This window comes from Polaromonas sp., from assembly GCF_016185115.1.
In the GTDB taxonomy this organism is placed as follows: Bacteria; Pseudomonadota; Gammaproteobacteria; order Burkholderiales; family Burkholderiaceae_C; genus Polaromonas.
The window spans coordinates 154,374-180,549 of the sequence record NZ_JACPOF010000015.1 but is presented as its reverse complement, the minus strand read 5'-3'; the positions used below and the strand labels follow the sequence as shown (position 1 = coordinate 180,549).

General features: G+C 60.8%; 21 protein-coding genes. 16 read left to right on the top strand and 5 right to left on the bottom strand.

Translation table 11 applies throughout. The annotated features are described in order from the left end of the window. Window positions 1-36: 36 nt before the first annotated feature. The 7 genes from HYX42_RS07310 to mdoH all read left to right on the top strand — a co-directional run bounded on the left by HYX42_RS07310 (window position 37) and on the right by mdoH (window position 9,137). A complete protein-coding gene (locus HYX42_RS07310; RefSeq protein ID WP_293401375.1) occupies window positions 37-498 on the top strand; it encodes a hypothetical protein in 462 nt (153 codons plus the stop codon). Between the two features lie 67 nt (window positions 499-565). Further along, window positions 566-1,918, top strand: a complete 1,353-nt coding sequence (gene miaB, locus HYX42_RS07305) for a tRNA (N6-isopentenyl adenosine(37)-C2)-methylthiotransferase MiaB (protein WP_293401373.1) — start codon at window positions 566-568, stop codon at window positions 1,916-1,918. A gap of 71 nt (window positions 1,919-1,989) precedes the next feature. Continuing rightward, entirely contained in the window at window positions 1,990-3,375 is a 1,386-nt protein-coding gene (locus HYX42_RS07300; protein WP_293402425.1) for a HAMP domain-containing sensor histidine kinase, read from the top strand. A 25-nt stretch (window positions 3,376-3,400) separates the two neighbouring features. Beyond that, window positions 3,401-3,994 carry a hypothetical protein gene (locus HYX42_RS07295; RefSeq protein WP_293401371.1) on the top strand — a complete coding sequence of 198 codons (594 nt, stop codon included), beginning with the start codon at window positions 3,401-3,403 and terminating at the stop codon, window positions 3,992-3,994. After that, window positions 3,991-5,364 carry a sigma 54-interacting transcriptional regulator gene (locus HYX42_RS07290; RefSeq protein ID WP_293401369.1) on the top strand — a complete coding sequence of 458 codons (1,374 nt, stop codon included), beginning with the start codon at window positions 3,991-3,993 and terminating at the stop codon, window positions 5,362-5,364. The genes HYX42_RS07295 and HYX42_RS07290 overlap by 4 nt, the downstream gene beginning before the upstream one ends. A gap of 210 nt (window positions 5,365-5,574) precedes the next feature. Continuing rightward, complete coding sequence (locus tag HYX42_RS07285; RefSeq protein ID WP_293401367.1) at window positions 5,575-7,155, top strand: glucan biosynthesis protein G; 1,581 nt, start codon at window positions 5,575-5,577, stop codon at window positions 7,153-7,155. Beyond that, entirely contained in the window at window positions 7,131-9,137 is a 2,007-nt protein-coding gene (gene mdoH / locus HYX42_RS07280; protein ID WP_293401365.1) for a glucans biosynthesis glucosyltransferase MdoH, read from the top strand. Before HYX42_RS07285 ends, mdoH begins: the two co-directional genes overlap by 25 nt. A gap of 256 nt (window positions 9,138-9,393) precedes the next feature. On the opposite strand, the gene ffh is transcribed toward mdoH, so the two are convergent. Beyond that, window positions 9,394-10,752, bottom strand: a complete 1,359-nt coding sequence (ffh, locus tag HYX42_RS07275; RefSeq protein WP_293401363.1) for a signal recognition particle protein — start codon at window positions 10,750-10,752, stop codon at window positions 9,394-9,396. A gap of 90 nt (window positions 10,753-10,842) precedes the next feature. Here ffh and ccsA point away from each other — a divergent pair, with 90 nt between their 5' ends. From ccsA to HYX42_RS07230, 9 genes are all read left to right on the top strand, one after another. Next, window positions 10,843-11,643, top strand: a complete 801-nt coding sequence (gene ccsA / locus HYX42_RS07270) for a cytochrome c biogenesis protein CcsA (RefSeq protein WP_293401361.1) — start codon at window positions 10,843-10,845, stop codon at window positions 11,641-11,643. Next, window positions 11,640-11,885: a PP0621 family protein gene (locus HYX42_RS07265; RefSeq protein WP_293401359.1), complete on the top strand. Its 246-nt coding sequence runs from the start codon at window positions 11,640-11,642 to the stop codon at window positions 11,883-11,885. The genes ccsA and HYX42_RS07265 overlap by 4 nt, the downstream gene beginning before the upstream one ends. Then, window positions 11,882-13,582: an ATP-binding protein gene (locus tag HYX42_RS07260; protein WP_293401357.1), complete on the top strand. Its 1,701-nt coding sequence runs from the start codon at window positions 11,882-11,884 to the stop codon at window positions 13,580-13,582. The genes HYX42_RS07265 and HYX42_RS07260 overlap by 4 nt, the downstream gene beginning before the upstream one ends. Window positions 13,583-13,587: 5 nt before the next feature. Then, complete coding sequence (locus HYX42_RS07255; protein ID WP_293401355.1) at window positions 13,588-15,084, top strand: sigma-54 dependent transcriptional regulator; 1,497 nt, start codon at window positions 13,588-13,590, stop codon at window positions 15,082-15,084. A 2-nt stretch (window positions 15,085-15,086) separates the two neighbouring features. Further along, on the top strand, window positions 15,087-15,683 hold the full coding sequence (ampD, locus tag HYX42_RS07250) for a 1,6-anhydro-N-acetylmuramyl-L-alanine amidase AmpD (protein WP_293401353.1): 597 nt from the start codon (window positions 15,087-15,089) through the stop codon (window positions 15,681-15,683). Between the two features lie 545 nt (window positions 15,684-16,228). Beyond that, on the top strand, window positions 16,229-19,138 hold the full coding sequence (locus tag HYX42_RS07245) for a ribonucleoside-diphosphate reductase subunit alpha (RefSeq protein ID WP_293401351.1): 2,910 nt from the start codon (window positions 16,229-16,231) through the stop codon (window positions 19,136-19,138). 144 nt (window positions 19,139-19,282) lie between these two features. Continuing rightward, window positions 19,283-20,533: a ribonucleotide-diphosphate reductase subunit beta gene (locus tag HYX42_RS07240; protein WP_293401349.1), complete on the top strand. Its 1,251-nt coding sequence runs from the start codon at window positions 19,283-19,285 to the stop codon at window positions 20,531-20,533. Window positions 20,534-20,744: 211 nt separating this feature from the next. Continuing rightward, the gene (locus tag HYX42_RS07235; protein ID WP_293401347.1) at window positions 20,745-21,182 is read left to right on the top strand and encodes a histone H1-like DNA-binding protein; all 438 of its coding nucleotides are present in this window, start codon (window positions 20,745-20,747) and stop codon (window positions 21,180-21,182) included. Between the two features lie 72 nt (window positions 21,183-21,254). Then, on the top strand, window positions 21,255-21,653 hold the full coding sequence (locus HYX42_RS07230; protein WP_293401345.1) for a DUF167 domain-containing protein: 399 nt from the start codon (window positions 21,255-21,257) through the stop codon (window positions 21,651-21,653). On the opposite strand, the gene HYX42_RS07225 is transcribed toward HYX42_RS07230, so the two are convergent. The 4 genes from HYX42_RS07225 to accC form a co-directional block, all read right to left on the bottom strand. Beyond that, on the bottom strand, window positions 21,646-22,539 hold the full coding sequence (locus tag HYX42_RS07225) for a carbohydrate kinase family protein (protein WP_293401343.1): 894 nt from the start codon (window positions 22,537-22,539) through the stop codon (window positions 21,646-21,648). The genes HYX42_RS07230 and HYX42_RS07225 overlap by 8 nt on opposite strands. A 33-nt stretch (window positions 22,540-22,572) precedes the next feature. Continuing rightward, window positions 22,573-23,712 (bottom strand): DUF3426 domain-containing protein, encoded by a 1,140-nt coding sequence (locus HYX42_RS07220; protein WP_293401341.1) that lies wholly within the window; start codon window positions 23,710-23,712, stop codon window positions 22,573-22,575. A 69-nt stretch (window positions 23,713-23,781) separates the two neighbouring features. Next, window positions 23,782-24,672, bottom strand: coding sequence for a 50S ribosomal protein L11 methyltransferase (gene prmA / locus HYX42_RS07215; protein ID WP_293401339.1), 891 nt, complete (start codon window positions 24,670-24,672; stop codon window positions 23,782-23,784). A 137-nt stretch (window positions 24,673-24,809) separates the two neighbouring features. Next, window positions 24,810-26,159 (bottom strand): acetyl-CoA carboxylase biotin carboxylase subunit, encoded by a 1,350-nt coding sequence (gene accC, locus HYX42_RS07210; RefSeq protein WP_293401337.1) that lies wholly within the window; start codon window positions 26,157-26,159, stop codon window positions 24,810-24,812. Window positions 26,160-26,176 lie beyond the last annotated feature (17 nt).

The following is a 26,176-nucleotide window of genomic DNA, read 5'->3' as shown; positions in this document are numbered from 1 at the left end:
GGGGCTTTATCACTTCACAGCCTCTGGATATAAACCATGAACCGCTGCACACATGTATTTCTTGCCTGCCTCCTGGCTGCAATGGGCATGGCACCGCTGACGCCCCCGGCACTGGCCCAGACGGGCGAAACCGTCAAACCCAACATCAGGCAATTCCCGAAACTCGCCAGGCGTGGCGAGCTGGTGATTGTCACCCCGCCAGATGTGGCCCTGGACGGCAAGGCAGACCGCCTGTCACCCGGCATTCGCATACGCGATGCCAACAACAACCTGGTGCTCTCCGGCACGCTTGTCAACGTGAAATTGCCGGTGAGGTACCTGCGGGACAACACTGGCCTGTTGCAGCAAATCTGGGTGCTCAATGCTGAGGAAGCCCGGCAAAAAATGCCTGGCGAGGACGGCGGCGGCATTTTGAACAACATCCGCTCCATGTTCGAGACGACACCTGCGTCTGACGACGGCAACACGCCCTACGACAAGCTGCCCCCGTACAAGTAACAAGGCCCTGCCCGGGCCCACGCCGGCATGTGCGGCAGCGCATCGGCGACACACTGGACAACAAATCATGAGCAAAAAAGTATTCATCAAGACCTTTGGCTGCCAGATGAACGAGTACGACTCGGACAAGATGTCCGACGTGCTGCGTGCCGCCCAGGGTTACGAGCCCACGCTGGACATGGATCAGGCTGATCTCATCCTGTTCAACACCTGCTCGGTGCGCGAAAAGGCCCAGGAAAAAGTCTTCAGCGACCTTGGCCGCGTCAAGCATCTCAAGGCCAAGGGCGTGCTCATCGGCGTGGGCGGCTGTGTGGCCAGCCAGGAAGGCGCGGCCATCATCCAGCGTGCGCCTTATGTCGATGTGGTGTTTGGCCCGCAAACCCTGCACCGCCTGCCCGACATGCTTGAAAAGCGTGCCCGCCTCAACAAACCCCAGGTGGACATCAGCTTTCCCGAAATCGAAAAATTTGACCACTTGCCCCCGGCACGCGTGGAAGGCGCAAGCGCTTTTGTGAGCATCATGGAAGGTTGCTCCAAGTACTGCAGTTACTGCGTGGTGCCCTACACCCGCGGCGAAGAAGTGTCCCGGCCGTTTGAGGATGTCCTGGTGGAGGTCGCCGTGCTGGCCGACCAGGGCGTCAAGGAGGTCACCTTGCTGGGTCAGAACGTCAATGCCTATCGCGGCCCCATGGGAAAGACCGCGGATATGGCGGACTTCGCCACGCTGCTTGAGTATGTGTCTGACATTCCCGGCATAGAGCGGATCCGCTACGTCACAAGCCACCCGAATGAATTCACGCAGAGCCTGATTGACGCCTATGCAAAACTGCCCAAGCTGGTCAACCACTTGCACCTGCCGGTTCAGCACGGTTCTGATCGCATACTGATGGCCATGAAGCGCGGCTATACCGCGATGGAATATAAAAGCACCATCCGCAAGCTGCGCGCCATCCGCCCTGACCTGGCCATGAGCAGCGACTTCATCGTCGGCTTCCCCGGTGAAACCGAAGATGACTTCGACAAGCTGATGAAGCTTATAGACGACGTGGGTTACGACACCTCCTTCAGTTTCATTTACAGCCCCAGACCAGGCACGCCTGCGGCCAACCTGCAGGACGATACACCGCACGAGGTCAAGCTCAGGCGACTGCAACGCCTGCAGGCCGCGATCGACGAGAACGTCCGCGCCATCAGCGCCAGCCGCCTGGGCACAGTGCAGCGCGTGCTCGTCGAAGGTGCGGCACGCAAGACGACTGACGCGCTCTTTGGCCGAACCGAATGCAATCGCGCTGTTGTGTTCAACGGCCCTGAAAGGCTGATAGGCCAGCTGGTGGACGTGCGCATCACCGAAGCACCGCAACGCTCATTGCGCGGTGAGGTCGTTCAGCTTGAGGCCCAGGACCTCGTCGTCACCGCCTGATAAAACCACCTGACGAAGGCACAAACGGAACAACAGTGTTCAAGCGGATTTCATTTCGCCAGCTTCTGGTGATGGCTTTTTTGCTCATCGCAGCGCTGCTGGGTGCCTCGTCGCTGCGTGCGCTCTACACGCTTGAATCTCTGACCACCCAGAGCCGGCAAAGCGCGGCAAAAGCGCTCGAGCTGAGCGCCGCAGCACAGTCACTGACGGAGCGCAGCGTCTCCATGGAGCGCGCATCGCGCCAGGCCATCGTGCTGGAGGACAGGGTGCTGCGCGACCGCTTCATCACCGCCGCGCGAGACGCAGCGGCAGTTCTTGAACGCCTGGCCAGGCAGGGTGTTCCCGACGAACTGATTACCCAATGGAAAACCCGTGTCGAGGCCATCACGACCCTCTTGACGGGGCCCATCGCCAGTGCCGTGGAGCGTGAGCAGCAGGTTGCGCGCGAGTTCCGCGAGATGGATGTCGTCAGCACCGCCATCGCCCAGCAGGTGCAGCAAACCATCGAGGCGCAAAACCGCGGCCTGCTGGACACGCTGGAATCCAGCCGCGCATCGCTGGCACGACAGGTGATTTCTGCGGTCGTGCTGGCCATCGCCCTTGCACTGGCATTCGGCATCTGGCTGACAAGGCCGCTCAGGCAGCTTGAGAAAGCCATCATCGGCCTCGGTGAAAACCGCCTCGATGAATCCATCGCCATTCAGGGACCTGCCGACCTGCAACTGGTCGGCCAGCGACTTGACTGGCTGCGCCTCAGGCTGGTCGAGCTGGACGCCGACAAGGCGCGGTTTCTGCGGCACATTTCGCACGAACTCAAGACACCGCTGGCATCACTGCGTGAGGGCGTGTCGCTGCTCGAAGACGGTGTGGCGGGCGAACTCAGCGACAACCAGCGCGAGGTCGCCAGGATACTGCGCCACAACACCGGCGTGCTGCAGGGCCAGATTGAAGACCTTCTGCAGTTCAATGCCGCAGCATTTGAGGCGCGCCAGCTGCACCGCGAAAAGACCGACCTCGTCCAGCTCGTGGAAGCCCAGGTTGAAGCACAACGCCTTCAGTGGCGCGCGCGCGAACTCAGGGTCAGCGTCGAAGGCGAGGCCGTGCAGATGGAAGTCGACGCTGAAAAAATCGGCACAGCCATCGCCAACCTGATTTCAAATGCCATACGCTTTTCTCCTGTCGGCGGCCTGTTGCGCATCCGGCTCAGGAAACTGCCGGAGAGTGTTTGCATTGACATTCAGGACGAGGGGCCAGGCATTGCTGAAGCCGATCGCAAACGCGTTTTTGAGCCTTTTTTTCGCGGTGAACGCCAGCCGCTTGACGCGATTCGCGGCAGTGGTATTGGCCTGTCCATCGTTCACGAATATATTTCCGCACATGGTGGCCGCGTAAATCTCATCCCCGACAGCCCCGGTGCACACTTCAGGATTGAACTTCCGCATGCTTTCAGACATTGATATACCGGCAAGGACGCGGCGCGCTGTGACAACAGCCAACGCGCTGCTGGCCATGTGCTTTTTTGCAGGATGCAGCACCGCTGTCACGCAGCCAGTGCAGCAGGTAAAGGCCGGCCCCGTCGCCGTGGAATTGCAGTCAGCACCCCCTGCCGTCACGCCGCCGCAGCCAGCCGCCGACGCCCTCACCCCCGTACTGGCCTATGCCGACAGGATTCGCACCCTCCCGGGCAACGAGCTCGCGCAGGAAATTGCGCGCCTGGGCGACGCCCCGACACCTGATGACCAATTGCGCCTGGCTCTCGCGCTGATACAGACCAGGCAGCTCTACGACCTCGTACGCGGGCAGGATCTTCTGCAGCGTGTTCTTGCCAGCGGCAGCGCCGAGGCACGCGCCCTGCACCCACTGGCCAGACTGCTGGCTGCACGCTACGCTGAACAACGGCGTGTTGAGGACCAGCTCGATCGACAGGGGCAGCAGTTGCGCGAGACCCAGCGCCGCCTCGACCAGACCAACGACAAACTCGAGGCCCTCAAGGAAATCGAACGCAGCCTCACACCACGGCCCGGAGCCTCGGCGCCGGCGGCCTCGCGCGGCCGGGCCAGAACGGCCATTCCGTGACGCAGAACACCGCACACCTGCTGGTCGTCGATGACGATGCGGACATGCTGCGCCTGCTCACCATGCGGCTCAATGCCGCCGGCTACAAGGTCAGCACAGCCACTTCAGCAGAAGCAGCCCTTAACCTGCTCGACATCGAAAGGCCGCAACTGGTACTCAGCGATGTGCGCCTGCCGGGCCGTGACGGCCTGGCCCTCTTTGACGACATACGCGCTCGCCACCCGTCGCTGCCGGTGATTTTGCTGACCGCACACGGCACCATTCCCGATGCGGTGGAAGCTACCGAACGCGGCGTATTCACCTACCTCACCAAGCCTTTCGACGGCAAGGCGCTGGAGGGCAAGATTGCGCAGGCCCTGGCGTTGAGCTCGCCGCCCTCCCCGGTGCAAAGCGGCGGCAAAAGTGACAGCTGGCAGGCCGAGATCATCAGCCGTTCCAGCCGCATGGCCGAAACGCTTGCTGAAGCCCGGCTGATCGCGCAATCCGATGCCAGCGTCATGCTGCGCGGTGAAAGCGGCACCGGCAAGGAGATGCTGGCCCAGGCCATTCACCGCGCCAGCGCGCGCGCCTCCCACCCGTTTATCGCTGTCAACTGCGGCGCCATTCCCGAGGCCCTGCTGGAGTCAGAACTCTTTGGCCACGTCAAAGGCGCCTTCACTGACGCCGTGGCCAACCACAAAGGCCTGTTCCAGGCGGCTGAAGGCGGCACCCTGCTGCTCGATGAAATCGGCGATATGCCGCTGGCCCTGCAGGTCAAGCTGCTGCGGGTGCTGCAGGAACGTGTCGTCAGGCCGCTGGGTTCCAGCCAGTCCATACCGGTGGACGTGCGCATCCTCTCGGCCACCCACAAGGACCTGGACGCCGCCATGGCCGACGGCCAGTTCAGGACCGACCTTTATTACCGCCTCAACGTGGTCACCTTGACCCTGCCGCCACTGTCCGAGCGGCGTGAAGACATCCCCCTGCTGGCCAACCACTTCCTGGTCAAGCTGGCGGCAAAATACAGCAAACGGCTCAGCGGTTTCGCGCCCGAAGCCCTGAAGGCACTGGCGACTGCGGCCTGGCCGGGCAATGTGCGCCAGCTTTACAACGTGGTCGAGCAGGTCTGCGCTCTGGCCACCACGCCCCTGATTCCCCTGACATTGATACAGCGCGCCCTGCGGGTGCCCAGCATCCAGGTGTTGACGCTGGCCGAGGCTCGCCAGCGCTTTGAACGTGGCTACCTGGTCGACCTGCTCAAGCTGACCGACGGCAACGTGGCCGATGCGGCCCGACTGGCCGACCGCAACCGTACAGAGTTCTACCGCCTGATGCAAAAGCACGGCCTCACGCCCGGCCACTTCAAGCCCGAAACTCAGGGTAATCCCTGATTTGACGTCGCTTGTCAGCGACTTCATAAGTGTTTGATTTAAAAGGATAAAGACCTTTTCCCTCGAGAATTTGTCGCCAGTTGGAGACAAAAAGTGGCTTTTTGCGGTCTGGTTTGGCGCTGATACAGTTTGTCACTGGAGATTTTCCCTTTAAGTCTTTGATTTAAATAGATTTTTTCCAACTGGCACAGGGTTTGCCCTAGTAGGGGCATGCAAGCCATTTCTATCCCCCTGATCACCGGCCAGACACTGGCCGGCTGGGCAGGCAAGGCAGCACGCACAACCCTGGTCCTGACTATCGGGCTGCTGGCTTTTGGTGCCCAGGCCTGGAACCTGGAAGACGTCGCCACACTGGCAAAAACACGCGCACAAGCGCCTTTCCAGGCTATGGGCCAAACGGTTCCAGCCGAGCTTGCGGCACTGGATTACGACGGCTACCGCGATATTCGTTTCAACACCGACAAGGCACTCTGGCGCTCAGAAGGCCTGGTTTACGAGACAAATTTTTTCCACGTCGGCCCACATGGCGACATCGTCCGCATCTCTGAAGTCACGGCCGACAGCGTCAAGACAATTCCCTACAGCGCGGGCAATTTCAGCTTTGGCAAAAACCGCCTGCAGCCGCAACCCTGGGGCGACCTCGGGTTCGCCGGTTTTCGCGTTCATACCGCCCTCAATTCGCCCAGCTACAAGGATGAGCTGATTGCCTTTCTGGGTGCCAGCTATTTCCGCGCCCTGGGTGCAGGCCAGCGTTACGGACTGTCGGCGCGCGGCCTGGCCGTGAACCCGACGGGCCCAGGTGCGGAAGAGTTTCCGCGTTTCACCGATTTCTGGCTCGAAAAGCCAGTTGCCAATGCCCCGCCCGGCACGCCACTGGTGATGTACGCACTGCTGGATTCGCCGCGCATGGCGGGTGCCTATCGTTTTGAAGTCAAACCCGGGGAACAGACCACAGTCGATGTGCGCGCGAAAATTTTCATGCGCGCAGGCGTCGCCCCTGCAACGACGCTGGGGATTGCACCGCTCACCAGCATGTTTTTCTTTGGCGAGAACCAGCCCCGCGCGGCAGATTTCCGCCCCGAGGTGCACGATTCGGACGGCCTGATGATGGTGACCGGTGATGGTGAATGGCTGTGGCGCCCCTTGCAGAACCCGGCGGCCACGCTGGTCACTTCTTTCGCCATGAAGTCGCCGAAAGGTTTCGGCCTGATGCAGCGCGACCGCGAATTCAAAAGCTACGAAGACACCGAAGCGCGCTACGAATTGCGCCCCAGCGCCTGGGTCACCCCGGTCGGTGACTGGGGCCCGGGCCGGGTGGAGCTTCTGCAGTTCAACACACCTGACGAAACGCACGACAACACCGTCGCCTACTGGGTGCCTGAAAAGCTGCCGCAACCCGGCGAGAGCATCGAACTGGCCTACCAGATCGCCTGGCAGGGCAGGAACCAGCAGTTGCCGCCCAACGGCTGGGTCACGCAATCCCGACGCGGCACAGGCTATTCACGGCTGGACGCGCAGGCTCTGAGCCAGCAGGTGCAGTTTGTCATCGACTTTGCCGGCCCTGCGCTTGACGCGCTGCCTGAAGGTGCACCTGTCAGGGCGATGACCAGCACCGATGCCAATGGCCGCGTGCTTGAAAGCCTGGCCTACAAAAACCCGGCAACCGGCGCCTGGCGCGCCACCCTGCGCGTGCAGCGCATGGACCCGGCAAAACCGGTCGAGCTGCGCGCCTTTCTACAGCACAACAGCAACTCAGTGAGCGAAACATGGACCAACCTGATCACACCGTGACATCTACAGTGAGCACCCGCAGCGCCCTGCGTGAAGAGCGTCACCCGAACTCGGTAACGGCGCCGCCGGTCAACCGCGGCTCCATGATGCCGAGGCCGTGGCGCGGCTTCTGGAACAGCATGGGCGCACTGACACTGAGCCCCCTGGTAGCACTGGTGAGCCCTGCCAAACCCGCTCCGTCCCGCAGGCAGCGCCAGGCTGAAAAGCTGCAACCGTGGCAACAGGCTGCCAAACGCCGCCGCGCCACCTTCCTGCTGCTGACGCTGGTCAGCACCGTCATCGCCACACGCCTTTTCATCGACATGCAGCCCGACTACGACAACGCCGGGCTGCAGTACGGCCAGATCGCTCTGTTTGCGCTGCTGTCGGCCTGGGTGGTGACCGGTTTCATGACGGCCATGATGGGTTTTTGGGTCACGCTGTTCGGTGACAAGCACACGCTTTCCAGCAAGAAAGTCCAGCACCACACGCTGGACCCATCGACGCGCACAGCCATCATCATGCCGATCTGCAATGAAGATGTGCGCACCGTGTTTGCCGGCCTGCGCGCCACCTGCGAGTCGGTGTCCACCACCGGCCACACCCGCGCCTTCGATGTGTTTGTGCTGTCCGACAGCAATGACAAGGCCATCATCAAGGCCGAACGCGCCGCCTGGGAAGAACTGCGCACACAGCTGGCCGGCCACCCCGAGCAGCCGCAGATCGAGGTCTACTACCGCCTGCGCAAACGCCGCACCGACCGCAAGGCCGGCAACGTGGCCGATTTCTGCCGCCGCTGGGGCAAGGACTACCGCTACATGGTGGTGCTGGACGCCGACAGCGTGATGAGCGGCGACTGCCTGGTCTCCATGGTCAAGCTGATGGAAGCCAACCCGACCGCCGGCATCATCCAGACCGCGACCCAGGCCATAGGCCACGTCACCCTGCACGCACGCGCGCAGCAGTTTGCCTCGCGCGTCACTGGCCGCCTGTTCACGCTGGGCATGCAGTTCTGGCAGATGGGCGAGTCGCACTACTGGGGCCACAACGCCATCATCCGCATCAAACCCTTCATGCAGCACTGCGCGCTGGCCCACATCAAGGGCACCGGCGGCATGGCCGGCAGCATCATGTCGCACGACTTTGTAGAGGCTGCGCTGATGCGCCGCGCCGGTTTTCATGTCTGGCTGGTGGCCGACCTGGTCGGCAGTTACGAGCAGCAGCCGCCCGACTTGCTGGCCGAGCTGCAGCGCGACCGCCGCTGGTGCCAGGGCAACCTGCAGAACTCTCGCCTGATTGCCGAGCCCGGCATTCACCCGGTTCACCGTTCCATGTTCGGCACCGGCGCCATGGCCTACCTGTCGGCCCCGCTGTGGCTGTGTTTCATGACACTGGGCACGGCCTTGTGGCTCTCGGGCTCGCCCATGATTGCCGACTGGGAACTGGTGCCTGCCGAACTGCTCGCGCTCTGGACCTGGACGCTGTGCATGCTGTTCTTGCCGCGCATTCTGGGCATCGTCGCCATCCTGATCAACCGCCAGCAGCAGTCATATGGCGGCACGGTCGGCCTGTTGCGCAGCGCCATGCTTGAAACGCTGATTGCCATGCTGCAGGCACCCGTGCGCATGCTGGCACATTCGCTGTTTGTCGTCGTGGCGCTGACCGGCCTGAAGCTGGAATGGAAGTCGCCCCCGCGCGAAGCCGCCGCCGTGCCATGGCGCCACGCGCTGCGCCAGTTGGCACCCATGAGCGGCCTGATCATGCTGCTGGCCGTCGGCATCTTTTTCATCGACGCCCGCGCGCTGGTCTGGCTGCTGCCGGTCGGCCTGCCGCTTCTGCTGGCGATTCCGATGACCGTCATTACCAGCAAGGTCGGTGTCGGCACCCTGATGCGCGCACAGAACTTTTTGCTCATTCCCGAAGAAACCCGCTCACCCGCGGTGCTGCGCCGCGCCTGGTTGCATGCCAGCAAGCGCGCCAAGCCGCTGCTGGTGGCAGCCTGATCAGCTGGTCATGGAAGATCTGGACCTTGGGGCAACCGATTGCTATTGATTTAATAGCTGCTCACGTGCGTATCTATTGGTCTGGATTCCGATTTTATGCCTGAAATCGGCCTTTTTTGCGCCTTTTCGGGCCTCAAAACACAGTGTGGAGCGCTTTCACAGCGCTGAAATGCTGATTTTTAATGTATACGGCAAAAATTTAACGTGTACGTTAAAAATTAACGTCTGAGGCCTGCAAACGCTCCTGCCTGGCTGGCTAGAACCTGGGCATGCCTTTCATGCCACCCATGCGCTTCATCATCTTCATCATGCCGCCACCCTTGAGCTTTTTCATCATGCCCTGCATCTGCTCGAACTCGTTGAGCAGGCGGTTGACTTCCTGCACGTGAACGCCTGAACCGGCGGCGATGCGGCGCTTGCGGGTAGCCTTGATGAGTTCGGGCTTGCGGCGCTCCAGCGGGGTCATGCTCTGGATGATGCCTTCCTTGCGCTTCATGTCTTTTTCGGCCTTGTCCATGTCGACCTGGCCGGCCTTGGCGGCCATCTGTGACGGCAGCTTGTCGAGCAGGTTGGACAGCCCGCCCATGTTTTTCATCTGCTGCAGCTGGCTCAAAAAATCATTCAGATCAAAACCGTCGCCCGACTTGAGTTTTGCCGCCAGCTTCTGCGCGGCCGCCACGTCGACACCGGCCGTGACCTGCTCGACCAGCGCGACGATGTCGCCCATGCCCAAGATTCGGCCGGCGTGGCGCTCGGCGTCGAAGACTTCAAGGCCGTCCAGCTTTTCACTGGTGCCCGAAAACTTGATGGGCGCGCCGGTGATCTGCCGCACCGACAGCGCTGCACCGCCGCGTGAATCGCCGTCGGTCTTGGTCAGGATGATGCCGGTCAGCGGCAGCGCCTCCTTGAAAGCCTTGGCGGTGTTGACCGCGTCCTGGCCCTGCATGGCATCGACGACAAACAGCGTCTCGACCGGGTTCAGTATGGAATGCAACTCCTTGATTTCGGCCATCAGGGCTTCGTCAATCGCCAGCCGGCCGGCGGTATCGACCAGCAGCACGTCGAAGAAATGCTTGCGCGCGTAGTCGATGGCGGCCAGCGCGATGTCGCTCGGTTTCTGGTCCGGCGTGCTGGGGAACCACTCGGCGCCGGCCTGGGCCGTCACGGTCTTGAGCTGCTCGATGGCGGCCGGGCGGTACACGTCGCCCGACACCGTCAGCACTTTTTTCTTGCGCTTTTCAATCAGGTGTTTGGCCAGCTTGGCGGTCGTCGTCGTTTTGCCCGCGCCCTGCAGGCCGGCCATCAGGATGACTGCTGGCGGCTGCGCGGCGAGGTTGATGTCGCTGACGCCTTCGCCCATGGTGGCGGCGAGTTCCTTGCTGACAATGCTGACCAGCACCTGGCCGGGGTTCAATGAGCCCATGACTTCCTGGCCCAGCGCCTTTTCTTTTACGCGGGCAATGAAGTCGCGTACCACCGGCAGCGCCACGTCGGCTTCCAGCAGCGCCATGCGCACCTCGCGCAGCATGTCCTGCACATTGGTTTCAGTGATGCGGGCCTGGCCACGCATTTCCTTGACTAGGCGGGTGAGTTTGTCGGTAAGGGCTGAGGCCATGGGAAGGCCCCACGAACGTGGGGCAGTTAGGTGGGAAGGTCGGGCGGGAAAGCGGGCTGCCGCAATGGCAGTAAAGGCTAAACTCTAGCCATGATTTTAGCTTTCGGCGCCTGGTGGGGTCTTGTGGCAGCGGTGGGTGCTGCCGTGAGCTATGGCATGCTGGCACTTGCCGCCTCCCGCCTGAGCAGCAACACGCTGCGCACCGTGCTGTTTGCCGCCTGGCTGTTTCATGCCGTGGCGCTGGCGGCGGGCCTGCTGGGCGAGCCGCCGCAATTTGGCTTTGCGCCGGCTTTATCGATGACCGTCTGGCTGGTGCTGACGGTGTATGCGATTGAAAGCCGGCTCTTTCCGCAACTGCAGGCGCACTGGGCATTGGCGGGGCTGGGCAGTGCGGTGGTGGTGCTGGCTGCGATCTTTCCAGGTGCTGCCTATCACAGGGTGGCCTCACCATGGCTGCCACTGCACTGGGCATTGGGCATTGCCTCATACGGCCTGTTTGCCGCCGCCGTTGTACATGGCTGGTTGATGACCCGTTCTGAAAAATCCATACGCCAGGCAGCGCAAAACAATGCTGGCGTTCCGCTCATGACGCTGGAAAGGCTGACCTTCCGTTTTGTCGAAGCCGGCTTCGTTCTGCTGTCGGCCACGCTGTTTGTGGGCTGGCTGTTTGCCGAGCAGCTCTATGGCCCCGGCCTGGCCTGGAAGTGGAACCACAAGACTCTTTTCTCGGTTCTCGCTTGGCTGGTGTTTGCAGGCCTGCTCATAGGCCGGGCGCGCCTGGGCTGGCGCGGGCTCAAGGCGGTGCGCGTGCTGTACCTGGGTTCGGGCCTGCTGCTGCTGGGCTATGCGGGCTCGCGTTTTGTACTTGAAGTGGTGTTGCACCGCACATGAAATACCTGCTCATACTCGGCATCGTGATGGGCGTGCTGTGGCTGCTCAAGAACAAGCGCAGGCTGGACCGCGATGAGCAGACCCCGCCACCCGCGGCCAAACCACGCACTGGCACCCAGCTCACCACGACCGAAATTGTCGCCTGCGATGTTTGCCATGTGCATCTGCCGCGCAGCGAAGCGCTGACCGGCCCCAAAGGCACTTACTGCAGCGCTGCCCACCGGCAGCAGGCCGGCGGATGAGCGAAACCTCCTCCTGGTTCGACGCGGCAGGCAGGGCGTCGGGCGTCTGGGAGGCCGAGACGGAGCAGGGTTCTTTCGGGCGTTTGTGGCGCGCATTCATGTCGGCACGCGTCACGATCGCAGCCATGCTCGTGATCCTGCAGGGCTCCATCTATGCGCTGGGCAGCCTGCCCAGCCGTTGGGCTGTCGTCATCTGCATCGGCTATCTGTGTGCCACCCTGGTGGTACGTGCGCTGGCCAGGCCCCGTCCGCCCAGCAACAACTTTGACCTGCAGTGGCTCTACACCATCGGGGTCGACGTGATGGCTTTTTCGGCGCTCAGCTACCTGCAGTCGGGCGGCGTCAACTACACGCCGCTGTTCGCGTTGCCCGTGCTGCTGGCATCCATCCTCGGGCCGTTGCTGCTCGCGCTTGGCACAGCCGCCAGCGTCACGCTGTTCCTGCTGGGCCATGCATGGTTGTTGTCCCTGCTGGCCATAGGCGAGTTGCCCTCACGGTTTTTACAGGCGGGCCTGAGCGGCTCGGGCTTTTTTGCGGTGGCGCTGCTGGCCAACCAGCTTGCGCTGCGGCTGGCACGGGAAGAACAGCGCGCAGAAGCCAGCCAGTCGGCGGCGCGCATGCAGACCCAGGTCAATGAACTGGTGGTAGAGACCCTCAGCGACGGTGTTCTGGTGATCGATGCCAGCGGCATTGCACGGTCCGCCAATCCGGCATCCGTACGCCTGCTGGCAACACGCCAGGGGATGCGCTCAGCGCCTTTTGTGCTGGCCAACGAACCGGCATGGCAGCCGCTTGCTGAAATCACAAGCCGGACCTTCATGCTGGGTACGCCCCAGGAAGGCGACGTCAACCTGGACGCCAGGCGCCTGCACGTTCGCACGCGCCTGGCCACATCGCAGGACGGCCGGCATGAAAGCCTGTGCGTGATGTTCCTCGAAGACCTGCGTGAAATGGAGGCCCGCGTACGCACTGAAAAAATGGCTGCCATGGGCCGCATGTCGGCTGCGGTCGCACATGAAATACGCAACCCGCTGGCCGCCATTTCACAGGCCAACGCCCTGCTCGAAGAAGACCTGCAGGACCCGGCCCACAAACAGCTGACCGCCATGGTCAGGCAAAACGCCCAGCGCCTGGCCAGAATTGTCGATGAGGTCCTCAACATCTCCCGCGCCCAGGTGGCGGAACCAGAACAGGCGGTCACCGCACTGGTGCTTGATGAATCCGTCCTTCGCGTCAGCGCGGACTGGGCCGCACAGACCTCGTCGGGCAGACTGATGAAGGTGAACACCGGGGCTGTACTGGCAGAGGTGATTTTCGATGCCGAACATCTTCGCCGCGTGATGATCAACCTTCTCGACAACGCGCTGCGCTACGCCACTGGCCAGCCTGGCGCCATTCAGGTCTCCACCCAGGGGCCTGCACAGGGTCAGGCGCGACTGTCGGTGTGGAGTGATGGTCAACCGCTTGAAAAAACCGTGCAAACGCATCTGTTTGAACCCTTTTTCTCGTCGGAAAGCCGCTCTACAGGTCTGGGTCTATACATTTGCAGGGAACTCTGCGAACGGTACGGCGCGGTGATAGGCTACCAGCGGACCACGCGCCAGGCCGTCGAAGGCAATGAATTTTTTGTACTCTTCAGGGCGCCAGTAGGCGCATCCAGTCCCGGATCAACATCCACAAGCACTTTTGCCGCCTGAACACGATGTCAACCCAAACCGCGCAGCCCCCCACACACGCCGCACCGGCACGCATCCTCGTGATTGATGACGAGCCGGACCTGCGCACGCTCTATGAACTGACCCTGCTGCGCGAAGGCTACCGGGTGGAAGCTGCAGGCGACCTGGCACAGGCACGCGCGCAACTTGAAACCAGCCAGTTTGATGCCGTCATCACCGACATGCGCCTGCCCGATGGCCTGGGTCTCGAGCTGCTGCGCGACATGGTCATTCAGCAGCGCCCCGAACGCTGCGTGGTGATCACTGCGCATGGCTCGGCCGAAAACGCAGTTGAAGCCCTCAAGGCCGGTGCCTTCGATTACCTCACCAAGCCGGTGGACCTCAAGCAGTTCCGCAATGTGGTGGCTTCGGCAGTGCAGGGCTCGCGGTCTGCCGCTGGCGCGACACCCGAACGTACAAAAACCCGGCATGCAGGCGCAGCGCCAGCCGCCTCTGCCCCAACAGGGCCGGATGCGGCCGTGCTGCAGCGCCTGGTGGGCAAATCTGCCGTCATGCAGGCCGTCAAGGCACGTGTGCTGAAGGTGGCCAAAAGCATGGCGCCCGTCCTGATACAGGGCGAATCGGGCACCGGGAAGGAACTGGTCGCGCGGGCAGTCCATGGCTGCAGCCACCGCGCCAGCGGCCCGTTTGTCGCTGTCAATTGCAGCGCGATTCCCGAAAACCTGCTGGAAGCGGAATTTTTCGGCGCGCGCAAGGGTGCCTACACGGGCTCGGCCCAGGACCGCCAGGGTTATTTCCAGGCGGCCAAGGGCGGTACGCTGTTTCTCGATGAAATTGGCGACCTGCCCATTGCCATGCAGTCCAAGTTGCTGCGCGCCATCCAGGAAAGGGTGGTCCGGCCGCTCGGTTCCGCACAGGAAGACACCGTTGATGTGCGCATCGTCAGCGCCACCCACAAGGAGCTTGACGCTGAAGTGCACGCCGGGCGCTTTCGCCAGGACCTGTATTACCGGCTGAATGTCATCGTGATCGGCGTGCCGCCACTGCGTGAGCGCCGCGAAGACCTGCCCGAGCTCTGCGAAGCACTGCTCGCACGCATCTGCCAGGAATCAGGTCTTGCCGTACCCACACTCACCGCATCAGTGATTGAACAGCTGAAGGCCTATGCCTTCAATGGCAATGTACGTGAACTTGAAAATGTGCTGCACCGGGCCGTGGCCCTGAGCGAAGGCGGCGAGCTGCACCTGGACCCGCCGGCCGCCAGTCATGCAGAGGCACCCGCCAGGGCAATGCCTGTCGGGGTACCGGGCAACCTGCAGGACTACCTCGACACACAGGAGCGCGACATTCTATGCAAGGTGCTTCAGGAAACGCGTTTCAACCGCACGGCGGCGGCTGCGAAACTGGGGCTCAGTCTGCGGCAGATCCGCTACCGTATCGCACGCCTGAACATCGCCACGCCGGACGGCGACAGCAACACTGATGGGGCGGATGTGAACGATGGCGAACCTGAACGTGCCTGAACATGGGTGAAGCAAGACCCGCCGGGCAGGCTGCATCGCTCTGGGACAAAGGCTGGTATCGCCACGCCCGGGCAGCGCCCTCACCCAATTTCGGCGCACGCCCTGCGGCAGCACAGACGGACCTGCTGGTAGTCCATTCAATCAGCCTGCCGCCCGGCGAATACGGCAACGGCAATGTGCAGCGCCTGTTCAATAACGAACTGGACTGGGATGCCCACCCTTACTTCCAGGGCATACGCGGCCTGCAGGTGTCATCGCACTTCTTTGTCAGCCGCGCAGGCGAACTCTGGCAATTTGTGAGCTGCGATGACCGGGCCTGGCACGCAGGGCAATCAAGCTACCGAGGCCGCGGTAACTGCAACGATGATTCCATAGGCCTGGAGCTGGAAGGCCTTGAAGGGCAAACCTTTGAGGCGGCGCAGTACGAAACACTGACGGGCATCTGCGCGGCGCTGATGGCGCAATACCCCATCCAACATATCGCGGGACATGAACACATCGCCGCCGGACGCAAGTTCGACCCCGGGCCTGGCTTCGACTGGCGACTGTTGCAGCGCAGCCTCTCGGCACCGGATCGGTACTTTCCCTTGGTCGCCTGAAACTTCGGCGAGCATGCCCGTGCGTGGTGCGTCCCGCACGCCGACGTCACACGCATTCAGACTCAATACACACAAGCTTTTGCAGCCCAAAAGCCCTTGCAGACCGCATGGATGTGCGCTTTGCACAGCAGGCTATCGACAGCACAAGCCTTCACGCACCCCCGCACTTCCCGGGCATTTGCATATGCCTGAAAAATGCCCCGAATCGGGCTCAAACGTAAGAAAAAGTTTCCAGTACAAATAGAGTGCGAAACGCTACCTGTAGTGCTTGAATTCACCCCAGACCCTAGGTATAGTGTGTAAGCCCGATCAAGTTTGACGTGATTATTTGACATGTTTGGTAACTGCGGCGCCCATACCTGGTGAACTTCTCAACCGGTATCAGCCCACAGAACAAGGCCTGTCAACAAGGGCCATCCGCAAGAGCAGTTGCAGCAAGCAGGACAGACATGAAAAAACAGACGTCAAGCAGCAGACAAGCACACACAGCAGATACGCAGACCTAGCGCTTATCCAGAACAACAAAGCCAACAAGAGGAAGATCAATGCAAACAGCCCAGAGCACCGTACCCACCGCCACCAGCGTGCCGACCTTCTCCCCACAAGGCAACGACAGCACTCCCCAGACCAACCCCTTCAGCAATTACCAGATCATCCGGCGCAATGGCGCCGTTGTTCCTTTTGAGCCGAACAAGATCGCCGTTGCCATGATGAAGGCCTTCCTTGCGGTGCACGGCACCCAGGGGGCGGCATCGGCCAGCGTGCGTGAGACGGTTGACGAGTTGACCCAGGCCGTCATGCGCGCCCTGATGCGCTCGCGCCCCGGCGGCGGTACCTTCCATATAGAAGACGTGCAGGACCAGGTCGAACTCGGCCTGATGCGCGGCGGCCACCATGAAATTGCACGTGCCTATGTGCTTTACCGCGAAAAGCGTACGCAAGAGCGCGCCCGCCAGCCGCAAGCCCAGGCACCAGCAGCAGTATTGCTGCACGTCATGGACGGCGGCAAAAAAGTCGAACTCGATGTCCGCAACCTGCAGGCCCTGATTGAAGCGTCCTGCGCCAACCTGGGCGCAGACGTCAAGCCTGACCCCATCGTTGCAGAAACCATGCGCAACCTGTATGACGGCGTGCCGATTGACGAGGTCTACAAGGCGTCCATCCTGGCAGCCCGTACCCTGATCGAAAAAGACCCTGACTACACCTACGCCACCGCGCGCCTGCTGATGCACACCATACGCCGCGAAGTGCTGGGCGGTGAAGTCACCCAGGAAGACATGGCGACCCGCTATGCCGAGTACTTCCCGAAATTTATCGCCAAGGGCGTGCAGAACGAGTTGCTGGACGAAAAACTCCAGCAGTTCGACCTGGAGCGCCTGGGCGCAGCCCTCAAGCCCGAGCGTGACCTGAAGTTTGACTACCTCGGCCTGCAGACACTGTTTGACCGTTACTTCCTGCACGTGCGAAAGCAGCGCATCGAACTGCCACAGGCTTTCTTCATGCGCGTGGCCATGGGCCTGTCACTCAACGAGATTAACCGCGAAGAGCGCGCCATCGAGTTCTACGAAATCCTGTCGTCCTTCGACTTCATGTCGAGCACGCCAACGCTGTTCAATGCCGGCACGCTGCGCTCACAGCTCTCGTCCTGCTACCTGACCACCGTGGCTGACGACCTGGGCGGCATCTATGACGCCATCAAGGAAAACGCTCTGCTCTCCAAATTTGCAGGCGGCCTGGGCAACGACTGGACACCGGTGCGCGCACTCGGCGCTCATATTAAAGGCACCAACGGCGAATCACAGGGCGTGGTGCCGTTCCTCAAAGTCGTCAACGACACCGCAGTTGCGGTCAACCAGGGCGGCAAGCGCAAGGGCGCCGTCTGCGCTTATCTCGAAACCTGGCACCTCGATATTGAAGAGTTCCTTGAACTGCGCAAGAACACCGGCGACGACCGCCGTCGCACGCACGACATGAACACCGCCAACTGGATTCCCGACCTCTTCATGCGCCGCGTGATGGAAAAAGGGAGCTGGACATTGTTCTCGCCATCCGACACGCCAGACCTGCACGACAAGTTCGGCAAGGAGTTTGAAGCCATCTACACCGCCTACGAAGCCAAAGCCGAGCGCGGCGAGATCAAACCTTCCCGCAAGGTCCAGGCGACCGACATGTGGCGCAAGATGCTGTCCATGCTGTTTGAAACCGGCCATCCCTGGATCACCTTCAAGGATGTCTGCAACATCCGTTCACCGCAGCAGCATACCGGCGTCGTGCACTCGTCCAACCTGTGCACCGAGATCACGCTCAACACCAGCGACACCGAAACGGCTGTCTGCAACCTGGGTTCCGTCAACCTCGTCCAGCATTTGAAGGACGGTGCGGTTGATCACGTGAAACTGCAAAAGACCATCACCACGGCCATGCGCATGCTGGACAACGTGATCGACATCAACTACTACGCCGTCAAGAAGGCCCGCGACTCCAACATGCGCCACCGCCCGGTGGGTCTCGGCATCATGGGTTTCCAGGACTGCCTGTACGAACTGCGCGTGCCTTATGCATCGCAGGAGGCCGTCGAGTTTGCCGACAAATCGATGGAAGCCGTCTGCTACCACGCCTACTGGGCGTCCACCGAACTCGCCAAAGAGCGCGGCAAGTACGCCAGCTACAAGGGCTCGCTGTGGGACAAGGGCATCCTGCCGCTGGACACCCTGGACATGCTGGCCGAGCAGCGCGGCGGCTATGTTGAAGTTGACCGCTCCTCCAGCCTCGACTGGGAGGCCCTGCGCAGGAAGATCGCCCAGGACGGCATGCGCAATTCCAACTGCGTGGCCATCGCACCGACGGCAACCATCTCCAACATCATCGGTGTTGACGCCTGCATCGAACCCTGCTTCGGCAACCTGTCGGTGAAGTCCAACCTGTCCGGCGAGTTCACCGTCATCAACCACTACCTGGTACGTGACCTGAAGCGCCTGGGCCTGTGGGATGACGTCATGGTTGTTGACCTGAAACACTTTGACGGCTCACTGCGCCCCATCGACCGCGTGCCACAGGACGTCAAGGCCCTGTATGCCACCGCGTTTGAAGTCGAGACCCAGTGGATTGTCGAAGCTGCAGCACGCCGCCAGAAATGGATTGACCAGGCGCAGTCGCTCAATATCTATATGGCAGGCGCCTCGGGCAAGAAGCTTGACGAGACCTACAAACTCGCCTGGCTGCGCGGGCTGAAAACCACCTACTACCTGCGCACACAGAGCGCAACGCATGCCGAGAAATCGACAGTGACTGCAGGCAAGATGAACTCAGTGGCGTCCAGCACCACCACTGCACCCAGCGCCATGAGTGCGCTTGATGCAGCAGCGGCCGCAGCACAGGCGCAGATGAATGCAACGCCTGCCACTGACATCAAGTTTTGTGCAATCGATGATCCAGGTTGCGAGGCCTGCCAATAAAAATTTCTCGCATGATGATGCTCAGTTGCATCGCCTGATCTGATCAAAGCGATGCAATTGAGCAACACAATTTTGTAGCGATGTGAATGAACACTTTTCATTTTGTATCGCTGCTTTCATAATCCCAAAGTATTGGAAATCTCTATGTTGACCTGGGACGAAGAAGTCAAACCATCATCGCAAAATCATCTTGCCAGCGGCTCTCCTGAAAGCCGTTCGATGGAACTTCCGCCTTTTTCTGTAACGTCCCCTTCGACATCTTCAGCACAACCACCAGTTCAGGCACGCATGCTGAACGATGGTGTATTCACTCCTGCACCTGCAGCAGCAACTCCTGCAACGCCAGCCGCTGCAACCGCCACAGCTCCTGCAGTACACAAGCGCGTCAAGGCTTCGGACAAACGCATCATCAACGGCCAGACCGACGTCAACCAGCTGGTGCCTTTCAAATACAAGTGGGCCTGGGAAAAATACCTCGCCACCTGCGCCAACCACTGGATGCCGCAGGAAGTGAACATGACGCGCGACATCGCGCTCTGGAAAGACCCGAACGGCCTGACCGAAGACGAACGCCGCCTGGTCAAGCGCAACCTCGGCTTTTTTGTCACCGCTGATTCGCTGGCAGCCAACAACATCGTGCTGGGCACCTACCGCCACATCACGGCGCCCGAGTGCCGCCAGTTCCTGTTGCGCCAGGCTTTTGAAGAAGCCATCCACACACACGCCTACCAGTACATCACCGAGTCGCTGGGCCTGGACGAAGCCGAGATCTTCAACGCCTACAACGAAGTCCAGTCAATCAAGGACAAGGACCAGTTCCTGATTCCCTTCATCGACGCGATCTCCGACCCCAACTTCAAGACCGGCACGCCCGAAACCGACCAGACCCTGCTCAAGTCGCTGATCGTTTTCGCCTGCCTCATGGAGGGCCTGTTCTTCTATGTCGGCTTCACGCAGATTCTTGCGCTGGGTCGCCAGAACAAGATGACGGGTGCAGCCGAGCAGTACCAGTACATCCTGCGCGACGAGTCCATGCATTGCAATTTCGGCATTGACCTGATCAACCAGCTCAAGCTTGAAAACCCCCATCTCTGGACGGCAGAGTTCAAGGCCGAGATCAAGGCACTGTTCCTCAAAGCCGTCGAACTTGAGTACCGTTACGCTGAAGACACCATGCCGCGCGGCGTGCTGGGCCTCAACGCATCGATGTTCAAGGGCTACCTCCGCTACATCGCCAATCGCCGTGCCACACAGATTGGGCTTGAAACATTGTTCCCGAACGAAGAAAATCCGTTCCCGTGGATGAGCGAAATGATTGACCTGAAGAAGGAACGCAACTTCTTTGAAACGCGCGTCATTGAATACCAGTCGGGCGGCGCCCTGTCCTGGGATTGATACGCATCAGATCAGAACGAATTGAGACGACACCCGAACAACATGATTTCAAGAATTGCAATGACCAGTGACAGCGCCGCAGAAGCGCGCACCGGGTATTGCTCCTGTGTTCGCGGCGCTGGGCCCGGTTTATCCGAAGGCCCAACGCCGTGAATCGCTTTACGTACTCCAAACGTGAAGTGCTCTTTGCAATGTGATCAAGGAGAAAACTATGGCAACTGCGAAAAAACCTGCGGCAAAAAAAGTAGCCGCGAAAAAAGCACCGGCAAAAAAAGTAGCGGCAAAAAAAGCCCCTGCTAAAAAAGTAGCGGCGAAGAAAGCCCCTGCCAAGAAGGCGCCGGCCAAGAAAGTAGCAGCAAAGAAGGCCCCGGCCAAAAAAGCTGCAGCTAAAAAGGCTCCTGCCAAAAAGGCTCCGGCTAAAAAAGTCGCTGCCAAGAAGGTAGCGAAAAAGGCTCCTGCCAAGAAAAAGGCTGCTGCCAAGAAAGTAGCGAAGAAACCCGCTGCGAAGAAAGCCGCGAAAAAGCCTGCTGCGAAGAAAGCCGCGAAAAAACCCGCTGCCAAAGCACCTGCTGCACCGGCTGCCCCTGCGGCTCAGACTACTCTGAACCCGCAAGCTGCCTGGCCGTTTCCGACAGCCAGCAAGCCGTAAGCAGTAAGGTACTTCTGCTTAAAAGCCCAGCGTCCTTGATGCTGGGCTTTTTTTATGGGCAAACATCAAAGCATGGCAACAGGAAACTCAGCCCTCACGGCACAACTCACCGGCGTTTCAGGAATGCCCTTTGTGCGCGAGGACAAAAGCGGCGGCGTCATCATCGACATACAGGTGATGCCCAACGCAAACAAAACGCAGGTTGACGGGCTTTATAACGAGGATGGCCCCACCAGTCCGGTTGCATTGAAGCTCAGGCTGAAGGCACCGCCTGTTGAGGGCAAGGCCAATGAAGCCCTCATCAAATGGCTGGCATCCCAACTGGACATCGCCCGCAACTCACTGGAGCTGGTGCGAGGACAGACTTCACGCAGAAAGCAGATCCGGCTTTCTGCGGAAACTGCAGCCACTGCGACCTGGCAGCGGCTGACAGATCAGCTTCACCGGCAGGCCGACTGCCGCTCTACTTGATGCCGTCGAGCGTGTAGTTCTGGCCGCCACGGTAGGCGATCTTGTGGGCGCCTACGCGGTTGCCCAGCTCGGCACACTTGACCAGCGACCAGCCCTGCTCCAGGCCAAACAGCAGCGCGCCGCGGAAGGCATCGCCGCAGCCGGTAGGGTCCACCACTTCTTTGGCCTTGCTAGGCGCAACCAGCGTTTTCTCGCCGCCGACCCATACCTCGGAGCCGTGGGCGCCCAGGGTGACGATCAGGCCTTCAACACGTTTTGAGAGTTCGGCAATCGACAGTCCGGTGCGGTCGCTGAGCAGCTTGGCTTCGTAGTCGTTCACGGTCACCCAGGTCGCCAGTTCGACGAAATGTGCGAGGTCCTTTCCATCAAACATGGGCAGGCCCTGGCCCGGATCAAACACGAACGGAATATTCGCAGCCTTGAACTGCTCTGCATGCTGCAGCATGGCATCGCGGCCGTCAGGGGAGATGATGCCAATCCTGATGTCGCTGCGCGCTTCGATGCGGGTAATGTGTGCCTGCATCATGGCGCCGGGGTGGAAGGCCGTGATCTGGTTGTTGTCGCGGTCAGTCATGATCATGGCCTGCGCCGTATAGGCATCAGTCACCTCGCGCACAAACTCCGTACTGATGCCCATGCCCTTCATGCGTGCGGCGTATTCGGCGCCATCACTGCCCACAGTGGCCATAGGCAAGGGTGTGCCGCCCAGCTGCTTGAGCGCATAGGCGATGTTGCCTGCACAGCCGCCGAACTCGCGGCGCAAGGCCGGCACAAGGAAGGACACATTGAGGATGTGCAACTGATCGGGCAATATCTGCTCCGAAAATTTTCCCTCAAAGGTCATGATGGTGTCAAAGGCGAGGGATCCACAAATTACAGCAGGCATTGTTTTCTCGTTTTAAAAATTTCAGGGAAAGGGTCAGGGATAAAAAGCAAGCATGCGGTAGCCGGCCACCCGTAGCGGGACAGCCGCTGATGCAGCAGCGGAGGTATCTGCAGCCAGCACCTGCATGACGACAAAACCGGCAAAGTCAGAACCAGAGACCAGCATGGTGCTGGAGGCGCCAAACTGGGCCGGGGAAAGCACACGCCTCACAACAGCCTGGTCCTGCATGTCGGTCAGCGTCACTTCAAGATGGGGCATGGCCACCGGCGTCGCACCAGTGTTTTTCAGGGAAAAACTCAAGCGGTAGGAATCGGCGTCCATCTTGTTGAAGGCAGAGCTGTCGATCACCACACTTTCGATACGGCGCAGCGGCCCGACATCGCAGTGCATCTGCTCGCAGACGGCATCAAGCCAGGGCCTGAGGGCAGGTTGCAGGGCAGCGATCTGGTCACGCTGCTGTATGGCTACCTGCAGCACAAGCCCGGCCGCGAGCAGCAGGCTCAACGCCACCAGCACCACACGCACAGCCGGCTTGCGCCAGAAGGCCTTGCGCCTGGCGTCCCTTACAAAAGAGACGTCATGCGAGGTAGCAGATTCATCCAGCAAGTGCCCCCGGACGGAGTCCTCTGTATAGAGCGGCGTTGAATGGTTGTCGCCATCCCTGTCCTGCGCCTCTGCCGCCATGACGCGCACGGCTTCACCGTATTCATCAGCTTCCACGCCATCGCGGTGATAGGGCTCGCGCTGCGGCTCGTCTTCCGGGACTGAAGCAGCCCGAAAGCTGTTGGCATGACTCTGGCCAGGCACAGCTTGTTCAACGTAGGGCTGCGAAGTGGAGACAGGCGGCCGGCTGTTGAAAAACACGCCAGGTGTCCAGGAGGGGTCATCCTGTAGTTGTTCAGCCTGAACAGGCTGAGGCGCGTGCTGGACAGGCGCGGACTCCTGTGGCGGCAGGTAGCCCTGAGGTGGCTGCCCGGCATAAGCATGCTGCTGCGGATCGGCGTCATGCGATGAAGGAGTCTGGGGCGTCGTTTGCGCGGGCTGAAGATGCAGAGAGGCATCAAACACTTCCGAGCAATGCCCGCATCGCACCCAGCCCTGCGAGACTTTGAGTTGGTCGGCCACGACTTTGAACATCGTGCCGCAGGCGGGACAGCGCGTGATGAGGCTCATCTAGCGCTGTATTGTAAGGGGCTGAAAGCTCCTGAATCAGGAGCAAAAAAGGCGAGCAGGCAGGCGGAATCAGACCCGGGCGGTCATCAGAATCCAGCCGTCCTCAGTATCAGCCACTTCAAGCGCGCACCATGGTGCGTAGGCGGCCTTGAGCTCGTCGGCCTGGCGCTCAAGAATACCTGCCAGCAGGAGGTTGCCGCCCTTTTCAACATGTGCGCACAGCAGCGGCGCCAATACCTTGAGCGGTGTTGCAAGGATGTTGGCCAGCACTGTCTGGTAAACGCCCTTGGCCTTGTCGGGCAACCCCGCATTCAGGGTGACGTGGTTGGCTTCGGCGTTGGCGCGTGTTGATTGCACAGCGGCTTCATCGATGTCCACTGCATCGATATCCATTGCGCCAAACTTTCCTGCACCTATCGCCAGAATGCCTGAGCCGCAACCATAGTCGAGCACGCGGCCCAGGGCTTTTCCGGCAGCGCCCTGCCCCGCTATCCAGCGCAGGCACATGCGTGTCGTCGGATGCGTGCCCGTACCAAAAGCGAGGCCCGGGTCCAGACGTATCAGCTGCTTCGCCTGTGCAGGCGGTTCATGCCAGGTCGGGACGATCCAGAACTCCGGCGTGATCTCTACAGGCGCAAACTGCGATTGCGTCAAACGAACCCAGTCCTGCTCGGGCACCGGCTGAATGGCGACCAGTTTGCACTCCGCAAAAAAATCCTGTGCCTGCAGCAGACTGCTGGCCTCCCGAGCCAGCGCCTCAGTGGCAAACAGTGCCACCACACGGGAGCGATCCCAGCCGTCTTTTGGGGGCGGCATGTCGGGCTCACCGAACAGCGCACGCTCGGCGGGGGTCTCGGCATCGGCGTCTTCGACCGACACACTGAGCGCGTCCAAAGCGTCAAGTGCCTCGCTAATGTTTTCGACGCCTTCTGCAGGTACCAGCAATACAAGTTCAAACATCTATGCCACGCACAGTAGAAGAAACAAAGTGTCCATGCTCTTAGGCAAGCAGGGGCCGCGGGACCGGCTTTGCCGGACCGCAGGCGCAGCGGCCCCCTCGGGGGGCAGGGAGCACACGCAGTGGACGACCGTGGGGGTCATCTGTCACGCTTTGACAACCACTCTTCCAGATAGTGGATGTTGGTGCCGCCATCGGTGAACTTGGCGTCCACCATCAGCTCTCGGTGCAGCGGGATGTTGGTGTTGATGCCTTCGACCACCGTCTCTGCCAGGGCCGTGCGCATGCGGGCCAAAGCCTGGTCGCGGGTGTCACCGTGCACGATGATCTTGCCGATCATGGAATCGTAGTTCGGCGGCACAAAATAGTTGGCATAGATGTGCGAGTCCACGCGCACGCCGGGCCCGCCCGGTGTGTGCCAGGTCGTGATGCGGCCTGGCGATGGCGTGAACTTGTAGGGGTCTTCTGCATTGATACGGCACTCGATAGCATGGCCCTTGAGTTGCACGTCGCGCTGCACGAAGGGCAGTTTTTCACCGGCAGCCACCATGATCTGGGTGCGCACGATATCTATGCCGGTGATCCACTCGGTGACCGGATGCTCGACCTGCACGCGGGTATTCATCTCAATGAAATAGAACTCGCCGTTTTCGTAAAGGAACTCAAAAGTGCCTGCACCGCGGTAGCCTATCTTCTTGACCGCCGCCACGCAGCGCTCGCCGATTTTTTCGATCAGCTTGCGGGGAATGCCGGGCGCTGGTGCCTCTTCAATCACCTTCTGGTGGCGGCGCTGCATGGAGCAGTCGCGCTCGCCCAGCCAGACAGCGTTTTTGTGCTGGTCGGCCAGGATCTGGATTTCAATGTGCCGGGGGTTCTGCAGGAATTTCTCCATATAGACCTCCGGGTTGCCGAAAGCTGCGCCAGCTTCGGCCTTGGTGGTCTGCACCGCGTGCAAAAGCGCCGCTTCGGTGTGCACCACACGCATGCCGCGCCCGCCGCCGCCGCCTGCGGCCTTGATGATGACCGGGTAGCCGACCTGCTTGGCCGTGCGCTTGATGGTGGCGGCATCGTCAGGCAATGCGCCTTCAGAGCCGGGCACGCATGGCACGCCAGCCTTGATCATGGTCTGCTTGGCCGAAACCTTGTCGCCCATGATGCGGATGGAATCCGGCGTCGGGCCTATGAACTTGAAGCCGCTTTTTTCGACGCGTTCGGCAAAGTCGGCGTTTTCGCTCAGGAAACCGTAGCCGGGGTGAATGGCTTCTGCATCCGTCACCTCCGCCGCCGAAATAATGGCCGGCATATTGAGGTAGCTGTCCTTGGACGGCGCCGGGCCTATGCAGACCGACTCATCGGCCAGCCGGATGTATTTGGCATCGCGGTCGGCTTCGGAATAAACCATCACGGCCTTGACGCCGAGCTCCCGGCACGCGCGCTGGATTCTCAGCGCGATCTCGCCGCGGTTGGCGATCAGTATTTTTTTGAACATCGTCTGGTCACCCCACC